23 protein-coding genes, 1 other RNA gene and 2 pseudogenes are annotated in these 26,624 nt (G+C 44.4%); 10 read left to right on the forward strand and 16 right to left on the reverse strand.

Annotated elements, in window-relative coordinates:
- Positions 1 to 151: 151 nt before the first annotated feature.
- The 8 genes and pseudogenes from RDN93_RS16750 to RDN93_RS16785 form a co-directional block, all read right to left on the reverse strand.
- Positions 152 to 1,159, reverse strand: a complete 1,008-nt coding sequence (locus tag RDN93_RS16750) for a hypothetical protein (protein WP_308746574.1) — start codon at positions 1,157 to 1,159, stop codon at positions 152 to 154.
- A 22-nt stretch (positions 1,160 to 1,181) separates the two neighbouring features.
- The gene (locus tag RDN93_RS16755; protein WP_308746575.1) at positions 1,182 to 2,384 is read right to left on the reverse strand and encodes a clostripain-related cysteine peptidase; all 1,203 of its coding nucleotides are present in this window, start codon (positions 2,382 to 2,384) and stop codon (positions 1,182 to 1,184) included.
- An 81-nt stretch (positions 2,385 to 2,465) separates the two neighbouring features.
- Complete coding sequence (locus RDN93_RS16760; RefSeq protein WP_121767081.1) at positions 2,466 to 2,867, reverse strand: hypothetical protein; 402 nt, start codon at positions 2,865 to 2,867, stop codon at positions 2,466 to 2,468.
- A 77-nt stretch (positions 2,868 to 2,944) separates the two neighbouring features.
- A pseudogene (locus RDN93_RS16765) lies at positions 2,945 to 3,566 on the reverse strand (murein L,D-transpeptidase catalytic domain-containing protein).
- A gap of 138 nt (positions 3,567 to 3,704) precedes the next feature.
- Positions 3,705 to 4,565 (reverse strand): RNA polymerase sigma factor RpoD/SigA, encoded by an 861-nt coding sequence (locus RDN93_RS16770; RefSeq protein WP_002561589.1) that lies wholly within the window; start codon positions 4,563 to 4,565, stop codon positions 3,705 to 3,707.
- A 182-nt stretch (positions 4,566 to 4,747) separates the two neighbouring features.
- Positions 4,748 to 6,283: a trypsin-like peptidase domain-containing protein gene (locus RDN93_RS16775; RefSeq protein WP_308746576.1), complete on the reverse strand. Its 1,536-nt coding sequence runs from the start codon at positions 6,281 to 6,283 to the stop codon at positions 4,748 to 4,750.
- A gap of 219 nt (positions 6,284 to 6,502) precedes the next feature.
- Positions 6,503 to 6,616, reverse strand: a pseudogene (locus tag RDN93_RS16780) (dipeptide epimerase); the annotation flags it as partial.
- A gap of 82 nt (positions 6,617 to 6,698) precedes the next feature.
- A complete protein-coding gene (locus RDN93_RS16785; RefSeq protein ID WP_308746577.1) occupies positions 6,699 to 7,685 on the reverse strand; it encodes a C40 family peptidase in 987 nt (328 codons plus the stop codon).
- A 98-nt stretch (positions 7,686 to 7,783) separates the two neighbouring features.
- On the opposite strand from RDN93_RS16785, the gene rnpB reads away from it, so the two are divergent.
- The 3 genes from rnpB (at position 7,784) to RDN93_RS16800 (ending at position 12,838) form a co-directional block, all read left to right on the forward strand.
- Positions 7,784 to 8,147: RNase P RNA component class A (rnpB, locus tag RDN93_RS16790), an RNA gene on the forward strand.
- A 21-nt stretch (positions 8,148 to 8,168) separates the two neighbouring features.
- Positions 8,169 to 9,488 (forward strand): YihY/virulence factor BrkB family protein, encoded by a 1,320-nt coding sequence (locus RDN93_RS16795; RefSeq protein ID WP_308746578.1) that lies wholly within the window; start codon positions 8,169 to 8,171, stop codon positions 9,486 to 9,488.
- A gap of 56 nt (positions 9,489 to 9,544) precedes the next feature.
- Positions 9,545 to 12,838 carry a S41 family peptidase gene (locus RDN93_RS16800; protein ID WP_308746579.1) on the forward strand — a complete coding sequence of 1,098 codons (3,294 nt, stop codon included), beginning with the start codon at positions 9,545 to 9,547 and terminating at the stop codon, positions 12,836 to 12,838.
- 73 nt (positions 12,839 to 12,911) lie between these two features.
- Here the strand turns inward: RDN93_RS16800 and RDN93_RS16805 are convergent, their stop codons facing one another.
- The 6 genes from RDN93_RS16805 to pstC all read right to left on the reverse strand — a co-directional run bounded on the left by RDN93_RS16805 (position 12,912) and on the right by pstC (position 18,013).
- A complete protein-coding gene (locus tag RDN93_RS16805; protein ID WP_308746580.1) occupies positions 12,912 to 13,457 on the reverse strand; it encodes a nitroreductase family protein in 546 nt (181 codons plus the stop codon).
- 1 nt (position 13,458) lies between these two features.
- On the reverse strand, positions 13,459 to 14,061 hold the full coding sequence (locus RDN93_RS16810; RefSeq protein ID WP_308746581.1) for a riboflavin synthase: 603 nt from the start codon (positions 14,059 to 14,061) through the stop codon (positions 13,459 to 13,461).
- A 364-nt stretch (positions 14,062 to 14,425) separates the two neighbouring features.
- The gene (phoU, locus tag RDN93_RS16815; protein ID WP_308746582.1) at positions 14,426 to 15,115 is read right to left on the reverse strand and encodes a phosphate signaling complex protein PhoU; all 690 of its coding nucleotides are present in this window, start codon (positions 15,113 to 15,115) and stop codon (positions 14,426 to 14,428) included.
- Between the two features lie 57 nt (positions 15,116 to 15,172).
- Positions 15,173 to 15,931 (reverse strand): phosphate ABC transporter ATP-binding protein PstB, encoded by a 759-nt coding sequence (gene pstB, locus RDN93_RS16820; protein WP_308746583.1) that lies wholly within the window; start codon positions 15,929 to 15,931, stop codon positions 15,173 to 15,175.
- Positions 15,932 to 15,939: 8 nt separating this feature from the next.
- On the reverse strand, positions 15,940 to 16,815 hold the full coding sequence (gene pstA / locus RDN93_RS16825; RefSeq protein WP_308746584.1) for a phosphate ABC transporter permease PstA: 876 nt from the start codon (positions 16,813 to 16,815) through the stop codon (positions 15,940 to 15,942).
- Position 16,816: 1 nt separating this feature from the next.
- Entirely contained in the window at positions 16,817 to 18,013 is a 1,197-nt protein-coding gene (pstC, locus tag RDN93_RS16830) for a phosphate ABC transporter permease subunit PstC (protein WP_308746585.1), read from the reverse strand.
- A gap of 177 nt (positions 18,014 to 18,190) precedes the next feature.
- On the opposite strand from pstC, the gene RDN93_RS16835 reads away from it, so the two are divergent.
- The 4 genes from RDN93_RS16835 (at position 18,191) to RDN93_RS16850 (ending at position 23,011) form a co-directional block, all read left to right on the forward strand.
- Complete coding sequence (locus RDN93_RS16835; RefSeq protein WP_308746586.1) at positions 18,191 to 19,003, forward strand: phosphate ABC transporter substrate-binding protein; 813 nt, start codon at positions 18,191 to 18,193, stop codon at positions 19,001 to 19,003.
- Positions 19,004 to 19,053: 50 nt separating this feature from the next.
- A complete protein-coding gene (locus RDN93_RS16840; protein ID WP_308746587.1) occupies positions 19,054 to 20,796 on the forward strand; it encodes a glutamine--tRNA ligase/YqeY domain fusion protein in 1,743 nt (580 codons plus the stop codon).
- 103 nt (positions 20,797 to 20,899) lie between these two features.
- On the forward strand, positions 20,900 to 22,342 hold the full coding sequence (locus RDN93_RS16845; RefSeq protein WP_308746588.1) for a tetratricopeptide repeat protein: 1,443 nt from the start codon (positions 20,900 to 20,902) through the stop codon (positions 22,340 to 22,342).
- A 30-nt stretch (positions 22,343 to 22,372) separates the two neighbouring features.
- Positions 22,373 to 23,011: a DedA family protein gene (locus tag RDN93_RS16850; protein WP_308746589.1), complete on the forward strand. Its 639-nt coding sequence runs from the start codon at positions 22,373 to 22,375 to the stop codon at positions 23,009 to 23,011.
- Between the two features lie 56 nt (positions 23,012 to 23,067).
- Here the strand turns inward: RDN93_RS16850 and RDN93_RS16855 are convergent, their stop codons facing one another.
- Both RDN93_RS16855 and tpx read right to left on the reverse strand, forming a co-directional pair.
- Positions 23,068 to 23,952, reverse strand: a complete 885-nt coding sequence (locus RDN93_RS16855) for a DUF3078 domain-containing protein (protein ID WP_308746590.1) — start codon at positions 23,950 to 23,952, stop codon at positions 23,068 to 23,070.
- Positions 23,953 to 24,108: 156 nt separating this feature from the next.
- Positions 24,109 to 24,609: a thiol peroxidase gene (tpx, locus tag RDN93_RS16860; RefSeq protein ID WP_308746591.1), complete on the reverse strand. Its 501-nt coding sequence runs from the start codon at positions 24,607 to 24,609 to the stop codon at positions 24,109 to 24,111.
- Positions 24,610 to 24,746: 137 nt separating this feature from the next.
- Here tpx and RDN93_RS16865 point away from each other — a divergent pair, with 137 nt between their 5' ends.
- The 3 genes from RDN93_RS16865 (at position 24,747) to RDN93_RS16875 (ending at position 26,554) form a co-directional block, all read left to right on the forward strand.
- Complete coding sequence (locus tag RDN93_RS16865) at positions 24,747 to 25,310, forward strand: HdeD family acid-resistance protein (protein ID WP_308746592.1); 564 nt, start codon at positions 24,747 to 24,749, stop codon at positions 25,308 to 25,310.
- Positions 25,311 to 25,393: 83 nt separating this feature from the next.
- Entirely contained in the window at positions 25,394 to 25,873 is a 480-nt protein-coding gene (locus RDN93_RS16870; RefSeq protein WP_005678170.1) for a DUF4494 domain-containing protein, read from the forward strand.
- Between the two features lie 6 nt (positions 25,874 to 25,879).
- Entirely contained in the window at positions 25,880 to 26,554 is a 675-nt protein-coding gene (locus tag RDN93_RS16875; protein WP_308746593.1) for a YggS family pyridoxal phosphate-dependent enzyme, read from the forward strand.
- The last annotated feature ends 70 nt before the right edge of the window (positions 26,555 to 26,624 follow it).

The following is a 26,624-nucleotide window of genomic DNA, read 5'->3' on the forward strand; positions in this document are numbered from 1 at the left end:
GGGATAAAACGACCTGCTACCATAGAGGAAACAACGATGAACAAGGGGATTCAAGATATTTATGAGGGTATGAGGGCAAAACTCAACAAAACTTTTTTCGGGAAACACTAAATTCAAGTTATAAGCCAAACAGTTGCTTGTTCAAATATGTCTATTTAAAACGCACGGAAGACATAAGAACATTCATTATATTTTCAGTTTCCTCTGCTGTGGAATACAAAGAAGCAATGCATGCCTTACCCGTTTCAGGGCTGAACAATATAGAGAACTGCCAGATTAACGATGGACGAGTTTCATATTTCACAGATTGCATACGCATAATGCTTCCATTTACCACTTCTTTATGTGTATCAAGAACTGAGAAATCGTAACCATCCAATTCTGCATCGCGCCATGACTCAACACACTCTTTGAAATATTCTTCACCCGTATTAGTATCATAAACCCCAATCACGGTTCCCCATATGCTATCACCAATTGCAAAAGTATGATACACATTATCAAGCGTATCCGTCTTTTCACAAAGGGCATTTTCAGGTGCACGGAAAACAACAGTACCATCACTATACTCACCATATTCCAAAGATACATCCAGCGGTGTAGAGACGCTACCCAAATAAACCAACAATAAAATCCCCCATAGAATTACAGGAGTTAATACTAAAGAGCCGACTATATACTTATCTCTGCCTAAAATTTTCCGTTCTTCTTTGGGAAACAAATCCGAAACTTGTTCTGACAAACAAAGATAGACAAACCAAATAACCCCCAAAATCAAAGCTCGTACAATCTGTGAAAGACTTCCTAAGCCATAATCATCATAATCACCCCCTAACAATTGTAAGACATTGGAAAGGAAAATCACGACCAGATAACTTTTCCCTAAGAAAACCGCATTCGAACGTTTATGAAGAAAAGCTAGTATAGTATAAATAGCCAATCCGGCAATTCCCAAAGTGTAAGCAATATCAATTAATGCTATAAAGTAGGTAAAGAAAGCCCCTAGCCCCGTATCATAAGCATCTAAGGAAAAACTAGCAATCGAAACAACAACAGTTATTGCTGCACCGAAACCTACAACAAAAAGAAAAAATGAAAGCCAGCCATGAACTTGCATGTCTTTTTGCGGTGTCAAAGGAGTAAGATTTTGTGTATTCATTGTTATATAGTCTTCAATTCAGTTACCAACCTGTTTCATTCCATCCGGCAGCGGAGTACCATTGCAACGACTGGCGATAAAAAGGATTCACCGCTTTCTCATTGGACGCACGAAATATATAAGTAGAAAGTCCGGCAGCACCACTCATAGAAAAGCTGCCAACATAGCTTGAATAATTATTTGGAGTCGTTTTCCAATAAGGAACAGCAGCGTCATAAGCAGATTTCCAAGCAGCATATTCATCAGATTCACTGCCTAAAGAACGTATTAGTCCATCAAAATCATAGTAATATCTAGTAGAATACCGGCAATCATAACAAAGTATATTTGATACAGCTATCGGTTGCTTGTCTTTAATATATTTCGGAATAATTTCATAAGTACTATTAGCCAACTGCTCCAACATGGAAGTATTGACAACAGAAACCGAGACTCCTGCAGTCCAAGGGTCGCCCAACTCCCAATCACGTGGCAAATCTCCGGTATAAAGATTCTCATCCGCATAAAATTCAAAATAAGCCTTTCCGATTCCCACCGCAGTTGCCGTGCTAGAAAGCATAGCCGGAATTACTTTTTGGTAAGGCGCGCCCGGCGCCGGTATCTCTGTCGGAGAACCTATAATATAATTTGCATACTCTTTCAACTCATAAAGAACTTCAACTGATTGCATAAAACATGCATCGAAAAGAATAAAATCTAAACGAGGAGCAACAGACAACACCTCACGTAAATCAGAAATATTCATCCTATAATCTTTTCCGCCCGTATCTTGTCCCCACCAGCGGGTTTTAGGATTTTCATATTCAAGCCAACCTTCTCCATGAGACCACAAAACCATCCCATAACTTTGAGCAGGATATTCTGAAAACGCTGTATTTATAACTTCCTTCATATTAGAAACATCCACAGAATTTCGTCCTTCATATGCAGCAATCACATCTTGCACAACATTACCTTTTTTGTCCTTTTTCAGCCTGACCAATTTCGGGGTTGAACTATTATCAATATAAACCAATAAATTATAGGATTTATCGTCTACACACTGCATGCCTTCAATCATCTCAGCCATATCCTCTGTTGCAAAAGCGCGAAGAGTATTATCACCTGCTATATAAACCAAAACCGTACGCAACTGCTCCCCTCTTTTCTCATCTTCATCATTATTACAAGCAGATAAAAAAGCTACCAGACATACAAACAGCGATAATATTTTAATATTTTTCATAATATCTTCATGTTTAACGTGACAAAGATAAAAAATAAGAGATGCCAAACTGCATCTCTTATCATATTAACAAATCAGTTATTATTCTTCCGGTTTCGTAAAGCGGAACTTTTCACCATCAATCCGCGATACCGTTATTCTATTGCTCCGCTTATATTTATTCAGGATTTTCGTTGCTTCCTTCTCCAGCTTCTTTTTGTTTTCGGAGAAGTAAATCATACAAGTACTATTCTGCTGCAATTGATTATCTTCTAAGAAATTCTTCAACTGATAACTATATAATTCACGATGAGCCAAGAATCCTTCCTTGCTAACTTTTGCGCTGTCCAATATCTGAATGTCCGTAAAATAGACTACTGAATCAGTGAATGAAGCAGAGATTCCAAAAGCATAAACAGGTTTAGAATGGTCTTTTTTCAAGGAAAAAGCGGAGCACATGGTAAACACAAGTGCGATGGCAAATAGTATTTTTACGTATTTCATATCATATAATTTTAATTGTGGCAAAGGTAACAAAAAAGAGGAAACAACCTCTATTTATCTTGAAGAAATAGCATTTCTTAGTCATAGATCCATAACAGGACGGGCTTCTTTGCTGCCTTGAGCAATATATCCACCTCTTTCATCACTTCATCGGAGATTACAGGACATCCCTGACTGATGCCCAACGGAAGATGCATCGGATAAACTTCCGTTTCAGGCATAGGAGAATAAGAATGCAGGACAACAGTACGCTTGAAAGCATTATCATTTGTCGCTTCCAATCCATGCAACTTGTAATGTACATTGATCCCCCACTTGCTGTACGAACGTATCCCTACTTTATACTTCCCCAAAGAAGAGCAGTAACTCCCTTCCACATTGCTGAAAACAGGTTTGGAAACCGTACTGTTCTTACCGTATCCATGCGCACACAGACTGGCATATTTGATAGAATCCCCCCTTCATATCCCATACAAAGAACCGCCTTCTTCCCGAATGCAGGCTGAAATCTACCAGGAAGCAGTAGTTCGTATTATATCCGTTTTTCGAACAATAAGCCTTTGCCGCCTGCGCTTTTTCACGCAAGCGCTGTTCGGTTTCAGCAGGTACGGCAGTTTTGGAGGCAGTACATCTCCCGTACGCCATCCACCCCACTCCCAGGAGAATAAAAACAGACAGGATTAAAATAAACTTCTTCATATAACCAGCATAGTATTAAGATAGAACCAACAGCGGACGGTTATCAAATAAAAAGTCGCATAAGTACATTCTTCCATAATGAAAAGTGCGACTTATGCGACTCAAATTCTTTTTCTTTCAGAAACTGATATTTCTTACTTATCCCAAGTAAGATTTGAGCAATTTACTACGATTACTTTGTCTAAGTCTTCTAATTGCTTTTTCTTTAATCTGACGAACGCGCTCACGTGTGAGGCCAAACTTATCGCCGATTTCTTCTAATGTCATTTCCTGTTGTCCGATACCAAAAAACATCTGAATGATTTCTTTTTCTCTATCGGTTAACGTAGAAAGAGCTCTATCAATTTCCCTCGCAAGAGACTCATTAACCAGAGAACGGTCCGCCATAGGCGAATCATCGTTCACCAACACATCCAGCAGGCTGTTGTCTTCTCCTTCCACAAAAGGCGCATCCACCGAAATATGACGGCCGGATACCTTCAGTGTATCAGAGATTTTATCAACAGGGATTTCCAGTTCGTCTGCCAACTCCTCGGGAGACGGACGCCGCTCGTTTTCCTGTTCGAACTTCGAGAAGGCTTTGCTGATTTTATTCAGCGAACCTACCTGGTTCAACGGGAGACGAACAATACGCGATTGCTCTGCCAATGCTTGCAGAATAGACTGACGAATCCACCATACAGCGTAGCTGATAAACTTGAATCCACGTGTTTCATCAAACTTTTCGGCAGCCTTTATCAGTCCTAAATTGCCTTCATTAATCAAGTCAGGCAAACTCAAACCCTGGTTCTGGTACTGTTTGGCCACAGATACGACGAAACGAAGATTGGCACGTGTCAGTTTTTCCAATGCCACACGGTCACCCTTACGAATGCGTTGAGCGAGTTCTACTTCTTCCTCGACAGTAATCAGGTCTTCACGGCCGATTTCCTGCAAATACTTGTCAAGAGAAGCGCTCTCTCTGTTAGTGATACTTTTGGTAATCTTTAGTTGTCTCATTCTTTAAAAACAGATTTGGAGTGCAAAGTTACGACAAATAATTTGTTAACATACAAAATTAAGTAACTTTTACACTAAATTTTTCTACTAATAAAACAAAAAGAGATGCCGACAAGTTGTCTATCGGCATCCTTTTTCTAATTCATTAGCTTATCCCGTATCTTGTTACCTTATTTTATACCTTATTCCTGAGTCAAATCAACTGCAAAGTATCCACGTTTACCGGAAGGGAATACACCTGTCAGGAACAATACCTGATTGGGTGACTTAACGGCAGCTTTCATTACTTCTTCAAGGTCGCTGACTTTACGCATCGGCTGGTCGTTAGCTTTCAGGATGATGAATCCTTTGCGAACGCCTGCATCCGACATCTTACCGGAGGAAACTCCCGTCACTTGCAGACCGTAGCCCAAATTCAATTGTTTTTTCAAATCATCCGGCAACTCTTTGAAAGCAGCTCCCAGGATTTCCATACCTGCGTCCTTCACAATCTTGGTAGTACCCTGTTCGTTCTTCAACGTTACTTCAACGGTCTTTTCCTTCTTGTCACGCATCAGTTTGACTTTCACTTTGTCACCGGGACGATGTTTAGCGAGTGCTTCCTGCAAGTCAGCCATATTAGATACTTTCTTATTATCCACACCGATAATTACGTCATCCACTTTGATATCAGCTCCTGCAGCAGAACCATTCTCTACGATTTCAGAAACCCATACTCCTTCTACAACACCCAGTTCTTTAGCTTTATCTGCCAGTGTCTTACCGGATTTATCAATCGGTTGACGGTCGTCCATCAAACTGCTACCGATAGAACCGCCACGGATACCGAGCAACGCACGCTGTACAGTTCCATATTGTTTCAAGTCGGCAATGACTTTCGTCATAATGCTGGTCGGGATAGCAAAACCATACCCTGCATATGCCCCTGTCGGAGAAGAAAGCACAGAGTTGATACCTACCAGTTCACCTCTGGCATTGACCAATGCGCCACCACTGTTACCCTGGTTGATAGCAGCATCCGTCTGGATGAAAGACTCTATACCACCATTATATACTCCCAACGAACGGGCTTTTGCACTTACGATACCGGCAGTTACAGTAGAATTCAGATTGAACGGGTTACCTACTGCCAATACCCACTCTCCTACTTTCAACGCTTCGGAGTCTCCGACCGGAATAGTCGGGAAATCATCCCCTTCAATTTTCACCAATGCAAGGTCAGTGCTGGGGTCGGTACCAATCACACGTCCTTTAAATTCACGGTTGTCATTCAGCTTCACACTGATTTCATCCGCACCTTCGATTACGTGGTTGTTCGTTACGATATAACCATCTTTTGAGATAATCACTCCCGAACCAAAACCAACACGGGGCTGAGATTGTACCTGACGCTGCTGTCCGCGTCCATCACCAAAGAAGAAATCAAAAATGTCCGGCGCTTGCTGAACCGTTCTTGTTTTAGCTTCTTGAGTAGACCTTATATGTACAACAGCATGAAGCGAATTTTCCGCAGCTTGAGTCAAATCGACAGGTTGGGCGTTTACCGCGTCAAAAGCAGCCAATTTGACATTGGGATTCTGCTTGAACATCTCATTAAAAGATGTCTCTGTAGCAGCCTCGTTAGATTGCAACAATTTGTAAGTTGTCAATCCTGCAACTCCTGAGCTAAGAAGAACGATAGCTCCTACTCCCAGAATGTTCTTTGTTGTCTGTTTCATGATTTATAATTCTTTAAAATGTTAATATTCGACATTGTTTTAACTTTTACGACGTTAAAATAATAACAAATATCGTTCACTTATTCTACTTGTCACACTTTTTTGTCCTCTTTTAACAGAGAATATTTAGGGCTTAACAGCGGTTAACGACAACAACTGACAAATTTACATTCGTTGTATGTCAGTTGTCATTAACACTCTGACATTCATTCAGTAAGACTATATTTTCATGACACCTATTCCGGGTAAATCATTCAGGGTGACTTTTCCCTTCACTACCTCTACCCCTCTAAAGCGGTCGTTAGAGATAAGCAGGTTGCCGTTCAGGTCGGCAGAATGCCTCAACTTCAGTTCATACGGGAAAAATCTCTTCTGTTTTGCATGTTTTCAAAGTTATGGTAAGACGATAAAAGGATTATTGCGGCAGATAATAAGGATTACGTTCCGTAGTATTCATACCTTTCTCCTTATTTATATATGGTAAGAAGCGGACAGCAAAAAGCAGGCGTCCCGTATTAAATCCATCGTAATTCTTATCGGCAGGCTCGAAACTGCTGATATGCACATCACCCAAAGCATGAATAAACCGCTTGTCTCCGAGATAGATGCCCACATGAGAAATTCCCTCCTTTCGCCCGGCAGTTGCTTTCCGACCGAAAAACACCAAATCTCCGCGCTGCACATTGGAGAAATCGGGCGCTATCTCGATACGCTCCCCCACATATGCTTGTTGCGATGCATCTCTCGGAATGATAATATCGTGCATAAAAAGCACCGTCCGAACCAAGCCGCTGCAATCCACCCCTTTCGAAGAAGTACCCGCCCAAAGATAAGGGAATCCCATCATAGTATATGCCGTCCCAATAATACTTTCAACGTCCTGTTTCAGTGACGCTCTCCATTTGCTTTCAGGTTGCGAGATAGATTTGGGGATATAGGCTTGCCGGCCGTCCGGATAAGACACTTTATAGAAATGCCCTTTATTTCCTTCCCACTTCAAGCGATTGCCTGCTACCACATCGGAGACTGTCTGCGATTTCCCGTCCGGTTTCTCGTAAGTGAATCCATGATGCGAAGTGACCACAATCTTTTCGGCACGGTTCCATTCATTATATTGTTCTTTAGACATAGGGGTGATTACCATACGGTGTACCCATCCGGTATAATCGTCCGGTGTCTGAATCTCGTACCAACCGGTATATTGAAGCACCTTGACCGGCATTCCTAATAATGCCTGCGTACTCATGCCGGAGGTAAACTTACCTTCTTCGCGCATATTGCAAACAGAAATATGTACTACCCCATAAGCGGAATCAGCAGGCATGGGACGTATTTCCTGAGCTTTCAGCCCCATTGCGGCCATCACCAGAAAACAGCAGAAAAAGAGGATATTTTTCTTCATCGAATCACGTTTTATAGATAGCAAAGGTAGAAATTATTTCTATTTGTGACACTTTCTTTGGCGAAAACAAAATAAATGACGTACTTTTGCAGTCTAAAGCAGTTGGCCGGTCTGTCGCGTGCACGTTTCGTGCAGGAGGAAAGTCCGGGCAACACAGAGCATCCTACTTCCTAACAGAAAGCTGTCCGCGAGGGTAGAGTAACGTAGAAGAAAATAACCGCCGCTCCTTTTGGGGAGAGGTAAGGGTGAGAAGGTGGGGTAAGAGCCCACCAGCCGCATGGTGACATGTCGGGCTGTACGTCTTAGGAGTTGTAAGGTCATGTAAACCGGCGTTATGAGAGTTGCTCGCTCCATGTCGGAGGGTAGACCGCTAAAGTGTCGTGGTGACACGCCACTCAGATAAATGACAGGCACCTTATTTATAATAAGGTACAGAACTCGGCTTACAGGCTGACTGCTTTTTCTTTTTTTAAACTCTGAGCCATGAAGAAGAAAATCACTGATATATGGAAATTCCTTACGTATGACATCTGGCGCATTACGGAAGGTGAAGTGACCAGGACTAAGTTCTCGCTCTACAATATCATTAAGACCATTTATCTCTGTATCAACCGTTTTACGAAAGACCGGATGGCAAATAAGGCATCGGCTCTGACATACAGTACCCTGCTTGCCATTGTCCCGATACTCGCTATCCTGTTCGCCATCGCACGCGGATTCGGGTTCGACAGTTTGATGGAACATCAATTGCGCAACGGGTTCGGGGGAAACATAGAAACCACGGAAGCCATCCTCTCCTTTGTAGATTCATATCTTTCACAGACCAAAGGTGGTCTGTTCATCGGAATCGGTTTGGTGATGTTGCTATGGACGGTTATCAATCTGGTCAGCAATATAGAAATCACATTCAACCGTATCTGGGAAGTGAAGAAAGCGCGTTCCATGTACCGCAAGATTACGGATTATTTCTCCATGTTCCTGTTGATGCCGATTCTGATTGTAGTCTCCGGCGGTCTTTCCATTTTCGTAGGTACCATGCTCAAGCAGATGGACGACTTCGTACTGCTGGCCCCTATCATGAAATTTGCGATACGCCTCATCCCTTTCGTCCTAACCTGGCTGATGTTCACAGGGCTGTATATCTTTATGCCGAACACAAAAGTGAAATTCAAACATGCATTTATCGCAGGAGTCCTGGCGGGAACCGCCTATCAGGTTTTTCAGTACCTATATATCAGCAGCCAGTTGGGAGTATCGAAGTACAATGCCATCTACGGTAGTTTCGCCGCCTTACCTTTGTTCCTTCTCTGGTTGCAAATATCCTGGACTATCTGCCTGTTCGGGGCGGAACTGACATATGCGGGACAGAATATCCAAAGTTTCAGCTTCGACCAAGATACGAGAAATATCAGCCGCCGTTACCGCGACTTTATCTCTATCCTGATTATGTCTCTTATAGCCAAACGATTCGAAAAGAACGAGCCGCCCTATACAGCTTCGGAAATATCGGAAGAACATAAGATACCGATCCGGCTCACCAATCAAGTGCTTTATCAATTGCAGGAGATAGCTTTGATTCATGAAGTCGTCACAGACACCAAAAGTGAGGAAATCGGCTATCAGCCGTCAATGGATATCAATCAACTGAACGTAGCTATTCTGCTCGACCGTCTGGACACCTATGGTTCGGAGAACTTCAAGATTGATAAAGACGAAGAATTCAGCGACGAATGGAAAGTGCTGACCGAATCCAGAGAGGAATATTATAAAAAGGCAAGTAAGGTATTACTGAAGGACTTATAAAAAAGTGATGCCTTAAATCATGGAAATGAACTTAAACACAATTATATTAAAAAAAAATGAAGAAACTACTACTCAGTGCTATTGCCCTATGCTTTGCAGGAGCAATCACGGCACAAGAATCTCCGCTATGGATGCGTCATTGCACGCTTTCTCCGGACGGTACTACCATTGCCTTTACTTACAAAGGAGACATCTACACCGTGCCGGCTACGGGCGGACGTGCAACACAAATCACCACTAATCCGGCTTTTGACACAGAACCGGTATGGAGTCCCGATGGCAAGCAGATCGCCTTTGCATCCGACCGTATGGGAAGTCTCGATGTTTTCGTTGTATCCAAAGACGGCGGAGTCCCCCAACGACTGACTACCCATTCCGGCAGTGAGAAACCCATTGCTTACAAAGACAATAAGCATATCTTATTCACAGCTAATATCACGCCCTCTACTGAAGATGCCGGATTTCCTTCCGGCCAGTTCCAGCAGGTATATGAAGTAGGCGTAACAGGCGGACGCCCTGTTATGTTCTCATCCATGCCGATGGAATGTATCTCTATCAATAAAGACGGAAGATTGCTCTATCAGGATAAGAAAGGATACGAGGACTACTGGCGCAAGCATCAGGTGTCCCCTATCGCCCGTGATGTCTGGATGTATACTCCGGGAAAGACACCCGTTTACCAGAAACAAACCACTTTCGGTGGTGAAGACCGCGAACCGGTATGGGCTCCCGACGGACAGTCATTCTATTACTTGAGTGAAGAAAAAGGCTCTTTCAATGTATTCCAACGTACTCCCGGAGCCGCTACCGCCAAACAGATTACTTTCCACACCAAGCATCCCGTCCGCTTTTTAAGCGTAGCTGCCGACGGCAAACTCTGCTACGGTTATAACGGTGAAATCTATACACTCGCTCCGGGTGGAAAACCGCAGAAAGTAAACGTTACTATCCTGTCGGACAAGAACGACAAAGACATCATCCGCCAAATCAGATCGAACGGCGCTACCGACATTGCCGTATCCCCTAAAGGAAAAGAGGTGGCATTCATCATGCGCGGCGACGTTTACGTTACTTCAATCGATTACAAGACAACGAAACAAATCACGAATACTCCCGACCAGGAACGCAACCTGAGCTTCTCTCCCGACGGACGGACGCTAGTCTATTCTTCTGAACGCAACGGACTTTGGCAACTCTATACTTCAACCATCGTGCGTAAAGACGAAAAACAATTCACTTATGCTACCGAACTGAAAGAGGAACGCCTGACAAAATCCAATGTTGCTTCTTTCGAACCACAATTCAGCCCTGACGGCAAGGAAATAGCATTCCTGGAAAACCGCACCGCTATCCGTGTCATCAACCTGAAAAGCAAGGCTGTACGCACCGTGATGGATGCCAAATACCAGTATTCCTATGCAGACGGCGACCAATGGTTCCAATGGAGCCCCGACAGTAAATGGATTCTTTCGGACTTCATTGGTATAGGCGGCTGGAACAATAAAGATGTCGTGTTGCTGAAAGCTGACGGTAAAGGTGAAATGGTCAACCTGACCGAAAGCGGATATGGCGACAGCAATGCCAAATGGGTACTCGGCGGAAAAGCAATGATATGGAACAGCGACCGTACCGGATACCGCAGCCATGGTAGCTGGGGAAGCGAAAGCGATGCTTATATCATGTTCTTCGACGTAGATGCCTACAACCGTTTTATGATGAGCAAGGAAGACCTCGCTTTACTTGAAGAAGCGGAAAAAGCCGAGAAAGCGGAGAAAGACAAAAAGGAAAAGGCGGAGAAAGAGAAGGCCGACAAGAAGAAAGATAAAAAAGGAACCAAGACGGAAGATAAGAAAGAAGATTCGGACAAGAAAGAGAAAGAAGAAGTAAAACCGCTGACTTTCGACCTCGAAAACCGCTTTGACCGTATCGTCCGCCTGACTGTAAATTCCTCCCGGCTCGGCGATGCCGTACTTACTCCGAAAGGTGACGCACTCTATTATCTTGCAGCATTTGAAGGCGGCTATGATTTATGGGAACATAAACTGAAAGAGAACAGTACTAAAATATTATTGAAAGGAGTTGGCGGTGGCGCATTGATACCCGACAAAGAAGGAAAGAACATCTTTATGTGCACAGGCGGACAACTGAAGAAAATCGAAATTGCCGGCAGCAAAATCACCCCGATTAGCTTTGAGGCTTTCTTCGATTACCGTCCTTATGAGGAACGTGCCTATATCTTCGACCACGTCTACCAGCAAGTAAACGACAAATTCTATGTTGCCGACCTTCAAGGTACCGACTGGAAAGGATACAAAGAAGCATACCAACGCTTCCTGCCTCATATCAATAACAATTATGACTTCGCCGAAATGCTGAGCGAAATGCTCGGAGAACTGAACGCTTCACATACCGGAGCCCGCTATGGAGCAGGAAGCAGTGCGCTACCTACCGCTGCCTTAGGTGTATTCTATGACGAATCATACGATGGCGCCGGACTGAAAATCAAAGAGATTATGGCTCAGAGTCCTTTCACTCAGAAAAAGACAGATGTAAAAGAAGGATGCATCATCGAAAAAGTGGACGGAAAGGTAATTGAAGCCAACGCAGATTATTTCCCGTTATTTGAAGGAAAAGTAGGACGCAAAGTCATACTTACCGTATATGACCCCGCTACCAAGAAACGTTTTGAAGAGACAGTGAAAGCCATCAGTTACGGGGCTCAAAGCGAACTGCTCTACAAACGTTGGGTAAAACGCTGTGCACAAAAAGTAGAAGAACTATCCGGCGGACGTATCGCCTACGTACACATCAAAGGAATGGATAGCCCGAGCTTCCGTAAGATGTATTCCGAACTGTTGGGACGTTACCGCAATAAAGAAGCAGTTATCGTGGATACTCGCCATAATGGCGGCGGATGGCTGCACGATGATGTAGTAACGCTGCTCAACGGAAAAGAATACCAGCGTTTCGTTCCACGCGGACAATACATCGGCAGCGACCCATTTAACAAATGGTTGAAACCGTCATGCATGTTGACTTGTGAAGACAATTACAGTAACGCGCACGGTACCCCATACGTATATAAGACATTAGGCATTGGTAAATTAATAGGTACTCCTGTCGCGGGAACCATGACTGCCGTATGGTGGGAACGGCAAATCGACCCGTCTATCGTATTCGGCATCCCGCAGGTAGGTTGTATGGATATGCAAGGAAAATATCTTGAGAACCAGACTTTACAACCCGACATCCTAGTCTACAATGAACCGGAAGCCAGTCTGAAAGGGGAAGACGCCCAGTTGAAAGCAGCAGTAGACCATCTGCTGAAAGAATTATCAAAGAAAAAATAAACAATAAAGGGCTGTGATCGAAAGTTTTTTCATCACAGCCCTCTCTTTTTTAATCTGAGAATCTATTTTTCAATCAGTAGCGATTATACGAAACCACTTTCTCTTTCGGCTTCCTCATCTTCTTACGCTTCTCTTTCACCGGATACCCTATCGCAATATCCAGCAATACACGTCGGGAAGCAGGAATCCCCGTCAGCCGCTTCATTTCCTTTTCATCAAACCAGCCCAGGATACACGATCCCAGCCCTTCACTTTCAGCAGCCAATGTGATATGAGCAGCAGCAATACCGATATCAATCAGCGGAAAATGCTTATCCTTCACTTTCCCGCCGAGTAAAGAAGTGATATTAGCCGATTCTTCCACAATCAGTATATGCACGGGAGCATCCTTGGCAAACTTATTCATTCCCAGCCCTGCCGCCGCTTTGCCAATCTTCAAAGCCAATTCGCGGTCGGTTATCACCACAAACTTCCACGGCTGCGCATTGCAGGCAGAAGGAGCCATACGCCCCGCCTCAATAATCCGTTCCAGCTTCTCCACTTCCACCGGGCGTTCTTTATCATACGCGCGGTCGCTCTGACGGGAAAGCACTAATTGCAGAAATTCACTATCTTCCATCTCACTTATATTGAATCATCCGACTGATATACTTGCCTATAATATCAAACTCGATATTCACCACACTTCCAATCTCAAATGTATGGAAATTAGTATGCTCATAAGTATAAGGAATGATAGCTACCTGGAAAGTGTCATCCGTAGGGTTACATACCGTCAGGCTGACACCATTCACAGTTACCGAACCTTTGTCCACAGTGATATATCCCCGTTTCGCCATTTCCTTGTCAAACGCATACCGGAAAGTGAAATACCAACTTCCTTCCGCATCCTTTATGTCAACGCAGGTTGCAGTCTGATCTACATGTCCCTGCACGATATGACCGTCCAGACGACCATTCATCATCATGCTGCGTTCCACATTCACCTTATCTCCCACTTTCAGCAAACCGAGGTTAGAACGTTCCAGTGTCTCTTTCATGGCAGTTACAGTGTATGTCTCGTCCGTCATACTCACCACCGTCAGACATACGCCGTTATGAGAAATACTCTGGTCGATTTTCAACTCATTCACAAACGAACACTTAAATGTAAAGTGTATATTCTCCTGGTCTTTCACCAGCGCTACCAAAGTAGCATATTCTTCTACGATTCCGGAAAACATAATGTTATTTACGATTTTACGATTTAAAATACTCTTTTTATAGGGTCCAAAGATACAAATAAGCTGGCAGGAAAGAAAAATAAGAGCATAAAAAAAGGGGCTTTTCACAAAGCTCCTTTTTCAGTTTTCAATAGGTATTAGTTTTTTTTAAGGTAAAAAGATTGTTTTCAGGATAACGGTGCAAATATAGGTGCTTTTACCGATACTATCCAAATTATAAAACATGTCATATAACATCTTTTTGAAAAATCTTTGGATTTATTATCATTTGAAGCAAGAACACCCGTAACTTGTCCGTTACAGTTGACAAATATAAGACAATTTTTTAAGGAGCCCTAATTTCTGTTTAAAAATATGCAAATATTTATTTCCCGGGATAGTGCTCTTCTGTCTTTCCACGGTGCTTTAAGACCTTTGCATCAATGAAAAAGACGATTTCTTCGGCGATATTGGTAATGTGGTCGCCGGAGCGTTCCAGCTTACGGAATACACTGACCAAATCGACGCAAGTAAGTGCTGCTTCCGGGTGCTCAATGATATAATTCGCCAAAATTCCGGTAGCTTCCGCATTGATTTCATCCAATAAATTATCTTTAGAAAATATCCCCGCTGCCAGTTCGATGCTCTCTTCGTTCAAGGCACGTTTCGCCAGTTCCAGCATAGACAATACCTCTGCCTGCATTTCCGCCATACGAAGGCGATTCAACAGTTCCGCGTCAAGTACCGGCTCCTTGCAACGAATCACAAAACGCGCGATTCCCTCTGCAAAATCACCCAAACGCTCCAGATTAGTATTGATTTTCAGCATCGCCAAAACAAAACGAAGGTCGATTGCCACCGGATTGTATAATGCGATAATATCTTCCACATCGCTGTCTATCTTCAACTCGAAAGCATTCACCCTGCGCTCACGAACCATAACTTGTTGAGCCAGTTCCTTGTCAAGTGTCAAGACAGCCTCTCCGGCACGGTCAAGCTGATTATACACCAACGTCCACATTTCATCAATTTCCTTCTTCAACAGGATGAGTTCCGATTCTATAAACTTTACCATAATCTATTATATATAAATGATTAATATTCTGTTAACTGCATTCCAGACATGGATGCATTAGCCAAAGCGGCCCGTTATATAATTCTGAGTAGCCTCTCTCTCCGGATTGGTGAATATCTTTTTCGTCTGGTCGAACTCCACCATTTCGCCCAGATAAAAGAAAGCAGTCTTGTCGCTCACGCGAGCCGCCTGCTGCATATTATGCGTGACGATAACAATCGTATAGTCCTTTTTCAGTTCATGAATCAGTTCCTCTACTTTTGCCGTAGAGATAGGGTCGAGCGCAGACGCAGGCTCGTCCATCAACAGTACCGAAGGAGACACCGCCATCGCGCGGGCAATGCAAAGACGCTGTTGCTGCCCGCCGGACAATGCATAAGCCGACTCCTTCAACTTATCTTTCACTTCATCCCAAAGCGCCGCTCCTTTCAGCGTCTCTTCCACCCGCTGGCGGATGAAAGCGCTATCTTTTATCCCATTCACCCGAAGCCCGTAAGCCACATTCTCGAAGATGCTTTTCGGGAAAGGATTGGGACGCTGGAACACCATTCCCACATTCTTGCGCAACTCGTCCACTTCCACACCTTTCGCATAGATATTCTGCCCGTCGATACGGATTTCTCCTTCCAGGCGGGTAGCGGGAATCAAATCGTTCATTCGGTTGAAAAGCCGGAGAAAGGTAGACTTCCCACAGCCCGAAGGCCCGATAAAGGCAACGACCGACTTCTCCTCAATCTGCATGCTGATACCTTTCAATGCATGGAAATCACCATACCAGAAGTTCACGTCACGCGTATCTATTTTCACTGTATCCATATACTAACTTAATTCGTTTTTACTCTTCTTTCAAAATACTTTCTCAATGCATTTGCCAGCAGGTTCACCAGCAAAATAATCACAATCAACACCAAAGCCGTGCCGTAAGCCAACGGCAACTGTGCTTCCATATCCGTTCCGCTCGTAGAAATCACATACAAATGATAAGGCAGTGCCATGCACTGGTCCAAAATACCCGTTGGCAACTGCGGCAGGAAATATGCGGCACAAGTGAACAGGATCGGTGCCGTCTCACCCGAGACACGTCCCAACGCTAAAATCAACCCCGTGATAATATTCGGCATCCCCATTGGCAGAATGACGTGCCAAATGGTCTGCAACTTCGTCGCTCCCAACGCCCGGCTGCCTTCACGCATACTGTCAGGAATCGCTTTCAACGCTTCTTCCGTTGTCCGGATAACCAAAGGCACACAAAGCAAACCTAACGTCAATGAACCGGCAAGTATGCTATCCCCGAAACCCATATAATTGACAAACAACGCCATACCGAACAAGCCGAACACGATAGAAGGAATACCGCTCAGATTGTTGGTCATCACCCGTATAAAACGCACCAGCTTACCTTTCGGGGCATATTCATTCATATAAATTCCGCTCATCACCCCTATCGGGAAAGCAAACAACGCACTGCCCGCCATCAGATAGAAGGTTCCGACAATAGCCGGCCAAATGCCGCCCCCTGTCATTCCGTCCGTAGGAGACGACGTGAGGAACTCCCAACTGATAGCGCCGCTCCCCTTATAAATGATGAAGCCCAAAATCGCAAACAATATCAGCACGATGCAAAGGCTCAACAACCGGAATATTCCGAAAGCAATCTTCTGCGAACGGTGTTTGGCCTTATTATTACTCTTTATTTCCATGTCATTTACTACGTTTTAATCCTTTAGAGGAAATGTACTCCACGCTAAAGTTGATAATCAATGTAATGAAGAACAAAACGACACCCAGCAGGAACAAAGCCTGATAGTGCGGCCCGCCGGCGGGTGCTTCTCCCAGTTCTGCCGCAATAGTAGCCGGTATGGTACGCAGCGGTTCAAGAATCGTCGTCGGAATCACGGCTGCATTGCCTGTCACCATCAGTACCGCCATCGTCTCTCCGATAGCCCGCCCGATGCCAAGCACCACCCCCGAAGTAATACCCGATATGGAATACGGAATCACCACCTTATATATAGTCTGCCACTGCGTAGCCCCCAATGCCAGACTCGCCTCCCGCATAGCACGCGGACAATTCCTCATCGCATCTTCCGTCACCGTTATAATGGTAGGCAATGCCATTATAGCCAGCACGATACTGCCCGCCAGTCCGCTCTCCCCTACCGGAAGATCAAACATTTTCTGGATCATCGGGACAATGACAATCAGTCCGAAAAAGCCATAGACAACGGAAGGAATACCGCTCAGCAATTCGATAATGGGCTTCAGCCAGTTCCGTACTTTCGGATCCGCCACCTCGGACATATAGATAGAAACCGACAGCCCGAACGGCAAAGCGAAAAGAATGGCAAACAGGCTCACCCACAGCGTACCGGCAATCAATGGCAGAAAACCGAACTGTGCGGCAGGAGTAGCCGTAGGAAACCATTCGGCACCCGCAAACACATCTTTCACGGAAATCGTGTTGTCTTCTATGAAATGCACCGCGTCCGGATGAATAATAAACTTCTGCGGCACAAACGCCACAATACCGGGCGTTTTCTCTACCAGCTCCGTAATCTTGTCGCCTGCATACTCATAAGCAGGACCAAGCTCTTCTTCCGTATAATACTGCGTGATATCCTCTAAACGGAAGACCCGGATAGGAAGGTCTTCCCCACCGAATTCTTTCCAGTTCGTTATCTCCTCGTCAAAAACATTCTTTATCTGAGCAGGGCTCAGTACGCTTACCTTATTCGTCTTGTTCAGTGCCAGCACATATCCTTCCTCAATCACCTTACTCTTGAACAGCCCGAAGGCCTCCGTAAACAGGAAGAGCACAATCAGCAAAATAGTAATACTTGTTACGAAGCCGCTACAAGTCAACACTCCTTCTATAATCTTTTCTAAAACCTTCTTCATACCTGTTGATTTCTGATGCAAAGAAAGCATCTCTTTATTAAGGCGGTGTGACTAACGTTTGAAGGAAATGTTTCAATCCTGTTACATTTGTATTACAAGTATCATTTCCCCGCCACATGAAACGGAAATGTAATATCCGATTGCTTTATTTGCATCAGCAATAAACAAAGAATCATTATGAAAATAAGAAGAAACTTACTAATAGCCCTTTCCCTGCTCTCGCTCAGTGCCAGTGCACAACGCATCAAAGGTAGCGACACGGTATTACCCGTCGCGCAACAGACAGCAGAACGGTTTATGAACCGGTATCCCGATGCCCGCGTCACCGTGACCGGCGGTGGAACCGGTGTCGGCATCTCCGCCCTGATGGACAACACTACGGACATCGCAATGGCCTCCCGGCCGATAAAATTCAGCGAAAAGATGAAAATCAAAGCAGCCGAAGAAGAAGTGGACGAAGTAATTGTGGCCTACGATGCCCTTGCCGTAGTGGTACACCCTTCAAACCCGGTAAAACAACTCACCCGCCAACAACTGGAAGATATTTTCCGCGGAAAGATAACCAACTGGAAGCAAGTAGGCGGAGACGACCGCAAGATAGTGGTTTACTCCCGCGAAACCTCTTCCGGTACTTACGAGTTTTTCAAAGAGAGTGTCCTGAAAAATAAAAACTATATGGCGAGCAGCCTTTCCATGCCGGCAACGGGCGCCATCATCCAATCCGTCAGCCAGACAAAGGGAGCTATCGGATACGTCGGACTGGCATACGTATCCCCCCGCGTCAAAACGCTCTCCGTATCTTATGACGGAAGCCACTACGCCACGCCCACAGTAGAAAACGCTACCAACAAGACCTACCCCATCGTGCGCCCGCTTTATTACTATTACAATGTAAAGAACAAGGAACAAGTCGATCCTCTGATTCAATATATTCTTTCACCCGACGGACAGGACATTATAAAAAAGAGCGGTTATATTCCGGTTAAATAAAAAAAATGTCCTACTTTTGTAGCCTGAATCATGTATTAACATAAATCGTTATGACAGATATTAAAAACGAAGAAGTAGCAGGTGAAAAGAAAAGCCTGAACTTTATAGAGCAGGCAGTAGAAAAAGACTTGAAAGAGGGTAAAAACGGTGGAAAAGTGCAGACACGTTTCCCGCCCGAACCTAACGGATACCTTCACATCGGCCATGCCAAAGCTATTTGCCTTGATTTCGGCATCGCAGAAAAACACGGCGGTGTATGTAACCTTCGTTTCGACGACACAAACCCTACCAAGGAAGATGTGGAATATGTAGAAGCTATCAAAGAGGATATCCAGTGGTTAGGCTACCATTGGGGAAATGAATACTACGCTTCCGATTATTTCCAGCAGTTATGGGACTTCGCTATCCGCCTGATAGAAGAAGGAAAAGCATATATCGACGAACAGAGTTCCGAACTGATTGCGCAGCAAAAAGGCACTCCTACCCAGCCGGGTGTGGAAAGCCCTTACCGGAACCGTCCTATCGAAGAAAGCCTGGAGCTTTTCAAGAAAATGAACAGCGACGAGATTGAAGAAGGTGCCATGGTACTCCGTGCCAAGATTGACATGGCCAACCCGAACATGCACTTCCGCGACCCGATTATCTATCGTGTAGTGAAGCATCCGCACCACCGTACGGGCACTACATGGAAAGCCTATCCGATGTACGACTTCGCCCACGGACAGAGTGACTTCTTCGAAGGAGTGACCCATTCACTGTGTACCCTCGAATTTGTGGTACACCGTCCGCTCTACGACCTCTTCATCGACTGGCTGAAAGAAGGAAAAGACCTGAACGACAACCGCCCCCGCCAGACCGAGTTCAACAAGCTGAACCTGAGCTATACGCTGATGAGCAAACGCAACCTGCTGACTCTGGTAAAAGAAGGGTTGGTGAACGGATGGGACGACCCCCGTATGCCGACAATCTGCGGTTTCCGCCGTCGCGGTTATTCTCCGGAATCCATCCATAAGTTTATCGACAAAATCGGTTACACTACTTATGATGCATTGAATGACATCGCCTTGCTGGAAAGCTCCCTTCGAGATGACCTGAACAGCCGCGCTATCCGTGTATCCGCAGTTGTCAATCCCGTGAAACTCATTATCACGAACTATCCGGAAGGACAAGTGGAAGAACTGGAAGCCATCAACAACCCGGAAGACCCGGAAGCAGGAAGCCACCTCATCGAGTTCAGCCGCGAACTGTGGATAGAACGCGAGGACTTCATGGAAGATGCTCCCAAGAAATATTTCCGTATGACGCCGGGACAGGAAGTACGTCTCAAAAATGCCTATATCGTGAAATGCACCGGTTGTAAGAAAGACGAGAACGGCGTGATTACAGAGGTTTATTGCGAATACGACGCCAATACCCGCAGCGGTATGCCCGATGCCAACCGCAAAGTGAAAGGTACATTGCACTGGGTAAGCTGCAACCACTGTATGCAGGCAGAAGTGCGTTTGTACGACCGCCTGTGGAAAGTAGAAAATCCACGTGACGAACTGGCGGCTATCCGCGAAGCTAAAAACTGCGACGCTCTGGAAGCCATGAAGGAAATTATAAATCCTGATTCATTGAAGGTATTGACCAACTGTTACATAGAGAAGTTCGCAGCAACTCTGCCACAACTCTCCTACCTGCAGTTCCAACGAATCGGTTACTTCAACATAGATAAGGATTCAACCCCGGAAAAACTAGTGTTCAACCGCACAGTAGGCTTGAAAGACACTTGGGGCAAGATTAATAAATAACAAAGCCAATTGGCTTAACTTTATAAAATGGGGCTGTGACAAAAGAAAGTATGAAGCTTTTGCAACAGCCCCATCTTAGCAATCAAAAAACGATAAAATTAAAATGGGTAGAAAAAATTCACCGTCCGCAAGAAAGGAACTTGTCGAACTAATCACAAACTACGAAGCTGCAAAAGCTAAAGAACAACAAATCTATCTGGACGGAGATCAACTGGCTGACATCGCTGACTGGTATGCCACCGAACGAAAATTCAACGAAGCACAGGAAGCCATCACATACGGACTTCATCTGCATCCGGGAAACACTGACTTACTGATAGAGCAGGCCTATCTTTATCTGGACACTCAAAAACTACAAAAAGCCCAAAAAGTAGCCGCTACAATCACCGAAGAGTATGAACCTAATGTGAAAATGCTGAAAGCCGAACTCCTGCTCAACGAAGGTAAGCTGGAAGAAGCAGAAGAACTTTTAAATTCGATAGAGGATGCCGGCGAATTCGTTAGCCTCACCGACATTGTATATCTCTTCCTGGACTTGGGCTATCCTGAGAATGCCAAGGAATGGCTAGACAGAGGTAAATCCCGGTATGCCGGAAATCAGGACTATCTGGCTCTTACGGCTGATTACCTGCTTGCCACACAACAGAATGAAGCTGCCGTCGAAACCTACAACAAGCTGATCGACATAGCTCCATATAATGCCTCTTACTGGGTAGGACTGGCAAAATGCCATTTCATCGAAGAGAAAGTAGACAAGACGATCGAAGCTTGCGATTTCGCACTGGCAGCCGACGAGAAATGCGGAGAAGCCTATGCTTACAAAGCACATAGCTTTTTCTACCTGAACAATGCGGACGAAGCCATCGAGAATTATCAAAAGGCTATTGAGTATAAGGCAATTCCACCCGAATTGGGCTATATGTTCATAGGACTGTCATACGCCAATAAAGAAGACTGGCAGAAGGCAGACGAATATTATACGAAAGTAATCGACTCTTTTGAAAAAGAAGGAGACAGTGACTCTATCTTATTGATAGACACATATACCAGCAAGGCTTATGCCATCGCCCATCTGGAGAGATATGAAGAAGCTCACCTGCTCTGCGATAAGGCCAAAAAACTAGGTCCGAACGAAGGACTTAGCTATCTGACGGATGGAAAAGTATATCTGATGGAAGAAAAGGAAGATCAGGCGGAAAAATCATTCAAAAAAGCAATGGAAATTAATCCCGGCGTAGATATGTGCTATATGGTAGCTTCCACTTATTCGGACAATGATTATCTGTATGAAGCCAAAGAATACTACGAGATGGCATACCAGCTCGACCCGAAGTATGAATTGGTAACGGAAAAACTGAGCGTTCTCAGCCTGATGAGCAACGAAATAGAGGATTTCTTCAAATACAACAATGAATGTAAGAATCCGCTCGACTCAGATGTCATTCTGGACTTGCTTGCCAACCCCAATCATAGGAAGGAAGACGAGAAGACTCTTAAAGAGGTATTAAAGCGCATGAAAAAAGAGAGCAAAAAAAAAGATAAATAATCAATTTAATAAACTCTATCCCTAAAAGACATGGAATCAGTAGCTTTTATCCAGTGGTGTCTGGATCATTTGAATTATTGGACTATCACCTTATTAATGACCATCGAAAGTTCTTTTATACCTTTCCCTTCGGAAGTGGTCATCCCGCCGGCTGCCTACAAAGCAGCAGTCAACGACGAGCTTAATATTTATCTGGTGGTTCTGTTCGCTACTATCGGGGCTAATATCGGAGCGTTAATCAACTATTATCTAGCAAAATGGTTGGGACGCCCCATCATTTACAAGTTTGCCAACAGCCGTATCGGACATATGTGCCTCATTGATGAAGCCAAAGTACGCAACGCCGAAGTCTATTTCGACAAACACGGCGCACTTTCCACCTTTATCGGCCGTTTGATTCCCGCTGTCCGGCAACTGATTTCAATTCCTGCCGGACTGGCTCAGATGAAATTGCATACCTTCCTGCTCTATACTACTTTGGGAGCCGGATTATGGAATACTATCCTGGCAATCATCGGTTATCATCTGGCTAAAGTTCCCGGCATTGAAAGTGAGGCACAGCTTATAGCCAAAGTGACGGAATACAGCCATGAAATAGGCTACGGATTTATTGCCATCGGCATATTTATCGTTGCATTCCTGATTTATAAAGGGATGAAGAAAAAATAATATATTTCAGGCACGGATTTATCTTTGAAATCCGTGCCTGAATTTTCTCTTTAATTTTAGAAATTGAACTGCACCCCTACTCCCAATATCTCCTTAAACTGCACACGGGCACCTTTCGTCCCGTCTTTCTGCGCAATCTTCACATCATCGTCATACACCAGGTTGGTAGTAAGTGTAGTCGAGAACCACTTATTGATAATCATATTCACCTGCACTTCCCAGTTGACGTCTATATTCAGCGGCTTATGCAAATAATCGGAATATAAGTCCAGACGTGAATATACAGTCATATTTTTCAGAAATTCATATTTCACTTCCCCCTTCAGGTTGGCACCGAAGCTGGACAGCAAATGCCTGCCGGGATCCACTCCGTAAGCTCCTTCATCAGAGAGACGGTCATTCAGGACAAATGTACCGCGCCAGGAAGCAGGAGACAATACGACCGTAAATATCTTGCCAGGGTCATACGTGAAGCCCAAACCCGTAGTCAGATAACCCGGAGACATAAATTCAGAAATAGAAACATCCTTATTGACCGAATAGTCATATCCCGGAGAGAACTGGGTCTGAAAAGTGGCAAACGCACTCGCATACCAGTTCTTGGCAATGGCGTAACCATAATTCGTATTCAAGTAGATTTTATCATTCGCCTTTCTTGTCCCGTCCTCACCGGTCTTGTTCAATCCATAAGCCAGCTCGATACGGTTGTTCCACAGATGCTTTCCTTTCTTATAATTAATTTGGTAAGTACCTTGTAAGTCAAAAGCTACGGAATTATCACCACCGGCAGCCCAGTTGGTAAGGCTGACCTGCGTTAGTTTCAGTCCGGCAAATCCTTCTTTTGTCCAGGGAGAAGTTTGTGTACTATCGGCAGTCTGAGCCGAAAGAGTTCCAGCGCCCATACATGACAGGGCGATGAATAGAGTTTTCATCTTGTTCATGATAATCGTTGAGGTTTAGTGTAGAAAAAACACAACCTAACAAGAACATAAGTTTGGCGAGATACCAAGCTCATTACCAGTTCTCATTAGGTCAAAATCTTTAGATAAGTATCAGCCGCAGGCATTTTCAGCCGCAAATACTACTTTATACTTATATTATTTTATGGCTGCCAGTGCCTTGTCATAATCCGGCTCCTGTGTAATCTCAGGAACAAGCTCTGTATAAGCTATTTTACCGTCTTTGCCGATTACGACTACCGCACGTGCCAGAAGCCCTGCCAATGGACCGTCCGCCATACGCACCCCGTAGCTTTCGTCAAAATCAGAGAAGCGGAAGTCTGACAATGGAATCACATTCTCGATACCTTCTGTCGTGCAGAAACGTGCGTGTGCGAACGGGAGGTCTTTAGAGATAGCCAGCACGACTGTATCCTTCATCCCGGCAGCCATCTTGTTAAACTTACGTACAGACGTAGCACACACGCTTGTATCCAGACTAGGAAAAATATTCAGAATCACATTCTTACCGTTCAAGTCCTTCAGCGAGAAAGAAGATAAATCCGTTTTCACCAGTTCGAAGTCAGGAGCGACTTTACCTACTTGTATAAATTCACCGATCAGTTTCACCGGTTGTCCTTTGAAATTTGTTGTTGCCATAATGCATTTATATTTAAAATTTACTTTATATAGAAAACAACTATTACCCAAAATATGTTCACGAAAAAACTTTTCTAAATTCAAATTGTTATTCCACAACGAAATCACTCTAGTATTCAATTTAAAATATAAAATGTATGGAAACAGTATTCAATGAGATTCAACATTCAGTAAAAAACTGGTGGACTTCCCTTCTTTTAGGTGTCGTGTATATAATTGTAGCCCTTTGGCTCATGTTCTCTCCGCTGAGCAGTTACGTAGCGTTAAGCATCGTTTTCAGTGTATCCATGCTGATAAGCGGCATTCTGGAAATCATCTTTGCCATCAGCAATAAAAAAGGCGTGCCCAGTTGGGGATGGTATGTAGTAGGCGGGCTGATAGACCTCGTACTGGGTATTTATCTCGTAGCCTATCCGATAGTCAGTATGGAAGTCATTCCGTTCATCATCGCCTTCTGGCTTATGTTCCGCGGCTTCTCCTCTACCGGTTACTCCATCGACCTGAAACGTTACGGAACCCGCGACTGGGGCTGGTATATGGCTTTCGGCATCCTTGCCATCCTCTGCTCACTACTGATATTATGGCAGCCTGCCATCGGAGCACTCTACGCGGTGTACATGATTTCTTTTACTTTCCTCATTATCGGACTTTTCCGTATCATGCTTTCATTCGAACTCAAAAATCTGCATAAAAGAAAATAAAAAGCTTTCGGCACTTACTTTGGTATTTTGTTTATCTTTGTAGGCAATTTACATATATCAATTAATTAAAAAGGAAGAAAATTATGGCAATGCATACATGGTTTGAATGTAAAATCCGTTATGAGAAAGTAATGGAGAACGGAATGCAGAAAAAAGTAACCGAACCCTATCTCGTTGACGCGCTTAGCTTTACAGAAGCCGAAGCACGAATCATCGAAGAAATGACTCCGTTTATTTCAGGAGAGTTTACCGTTTCTGACATCAAACGTGCTAACTATAGCGAACTTTTTCCCAGTGACGAAGAAAGTGCCGACCGCTGGTTCAAATGCAAACTTATTTTCATCACGCTGGATGAAAAAAGCGGTGCGGAGAAAAAGACTTCCACACAAGTGCTGGTACAAGCTGCCGACTTGCGTGACGCAGTGAAGAAACTGGACGAAGGAATGAAAGGAACAATGGCGGATTATCAAATCGGTATGGTATCCGAAACACCGTTGATGGATGTATATCCTTACAGTGCCGGCCCGAATGACAAACCGGAGTTTGATCCGTCAAAAGCATAAGTGACAATGAGTATTGCTGACAATTTAAAGCAAGTGCTAGCCGAACTCCCGCAAGGAGTCCGGCTGGTTGCTGTCTCAAAATTCCATCCCAACGAAGCGATAGAAGAAGCATATCGGGCGGGACAGCGTATTTTTGGAGAAAGCAAGGTGCAGGAAATGACAGCTAAATACGAAAGTTTGCCCAAAGACATCGAATGGCATTTTATCGGACACCTGCAAAGTAACAAGATCAAGTACATGATACCATACGTAGCGATGATACATGGGATTGATACTTATAAACTACTCGCGGAAGTCAACAAACAAGCTGTCAAAGCGGGACGCACCGTCAACTGCCTGTTGCAGATACACGTGGCGCAGGAAGAAACCAAATTCGGTTTCAGCCCTGAAGAATGCCGGGAGATGCTGGACACCGGAGAATGGAAAGCACTCACCAACGTGCGCATCTGCGGATTGATGGGAATGGCCAGTAACACCGACAACATAGAACAAATCAACCGGGAATTCTGTTTACTTGATAGGCTCTTTAATGAGCTCAAAGAAACTTGGTTCGCCGGCTCGGACGACTTCCGGGAGTTGTCGATGGGAATGTCACATGACTATCACGAGGCTATCGCCGCAGGAAGTACCCTGGTACGGGTGGGAAGCAAGATTTTCGGAGAACGCAATTATAATATTTAACCAATCATCATGACCATGACCGATTTAAAAACTACTTTCGCAGGGCTTTCTCTTAGAAACCCTATCATCA

It is taken from the genome of uncultured Bacteroides sp. (genome assembly GCF_902491285.1).
In the GTDB taxonomy this organism is placed as follows: domain Bacteria; phylum Bacteroidota; class Bacteroidia; order Bacteroidales; family Bacteroidaceae; genus Bacteroides.

Coding starts and splice junctions, on each gene's coding strand:
- RDN93_RS16855 (WP_308746590.1), bottom strand. CDS start 23,952: ATGAACAAGATGAAAACTCTATTCATCGCCCTGTCATGTATGGGCGCT.
- pstB (WP_308746583.1), bottom strand. CDS start 15,931: ATGGATACAGTGAAAATAGATACGCGTGACGTGAACTTCTGGTATGGT.
- RDN93_RS16875 (WP_308746593.1), top strand. CDS start 25,880: ATGAGTATTGCTGACAATTTAAAGCAAGTGCTAGCCGAACTCCCGCAA.
- RDN93_RS16845 (WP_308746588.1), top strand. CDS start 20,900: ATGGGTAGAAAAAATTCACCGTCCGCAAGAAAGGAACTTGTCGAACTA.
- RDN93_RS16795 (WP_308746578.1), top strand. CDS start 8,169: ATGAAGAAGAAAATCACTGATATATGGAAATTCCTTACGTATGACATC.
- RDN93_RS16810 (WP_308746581.1), bottom strand. CDS start 14,061: ATGTTTTCCGGAATCGTAGAAGAATATGCTACTTTGGTAGCGCTGGTG.
- tpx (WP_308746591.1), bottom strand. CDS start 24,609: ATGGCAACAACAAATTTCAAAGGACAACCGGTGAAACTGATCGGTGAA.
- pstA (WP_308746584.1), bottom strand. CDS start 16,815: ATGGAAATAAAGAGTAATAATAAGGCCAAACACCGTTCGCAGAAGATT.
- RDN93_RS16805 (WP_308746580.1), bottom strand. CDS start 13,457: ATGGAAGATAGTGAATTTCTGCAATTAGTGCTTTCCCGTCAGAGCGAC.
- RDN93_RS16850 (WP_308746589.1), top strand. CDS start 22,373: ATGGAATCAGTAGCTTTTATCCAGTGGTGTCTGGATCATTTGAATTAT.
- RDN93_RS16865 (WP_308746592.1), top strand. CDS start 24,747: ATGGAAACAGTATTCAATGAGATTCAACATTCAGTAAAAAACTGGTGG.
- RDN93_RS16750 (WP_308746574.1), bottom strand. CDS start 1,159: ATGAATACACAAAATCTTACTCCTTTGACACCGCAAAAAGACATGCAA.
- RDN93_RS16785 (WP_308746577.1), bottom strand. CDS start 7,685: ATGAAGAAAAATATCCTCTTTTTCTGCTGTTTTCTGGTGATGGCCGCA.
- RDN93_RS16800 (WP_308746579.1), top strand. CDS start 9,545: ATGAAGAAACTACTACTCAGTGCTATTGCCCTATGCTTTGCAGGAGCA.
- RDN93_RS16760 (WP_121767081.1), bottom strand. CDS start 2,867: ATGAAATACGTAAAAATACTATTTGCCATCGCACTTGTGTTTACCATG.
- RDN93_RS16835 (WP_308746586.1), top strand. CDS start 18,191: ATGAAAATAAGAAGAAACTTACTAATAGCCCTTTCCCTGCTCTCGCTC.
- RDN93_RS16770 (WP_002561589.1), bottom strand. CDS start 4,565: ATGAGACAACTAAAGATTACCAAAAGTATCACTAACAGAGAGAGCGCT.
- RDN93_RS16870 (WP_005678170.1), top strand. CDS start 25,394: ATGGCAATGCATACATGGTTTGAATGTAAAATCCGTTATGAGAAAGTA.
- phoU (WP_308746582.1), bottom strand. CDS start 15,115: ATGGTAAAGTTTATAGAATCGGAACTCATCCTGTTGAAGAAGGAAATT.
- RDN93_RS16755 (WP_308746575.1), bottom strand. CDS start 2,384: ATGAAAAATATTAAAATATTATCGCTGTTTGTATGTCTGGTAGCTTTT.
- RDN93_RS16775 (WP_308746576.1), bottom strand. CDS start 6,283: ATGAAACAGACAACAAAGAACATTCTGGGAGTAGGAGCTATCGTTCTT.
- RDN93_RS16840 (WP_308746587.1), top strand. CDS start 19,054: ATGACAGATATTAAAAACGAAGAAGTAGCAGGTGAAAAGAAAAGCCTG.
- pstC (WP_308746585.1), bottom strand. CDS start 18,013: ATGAAGAAGGTTTTAGAAAAGATTATAGAAGGAGTGTTGACTTGTAGC.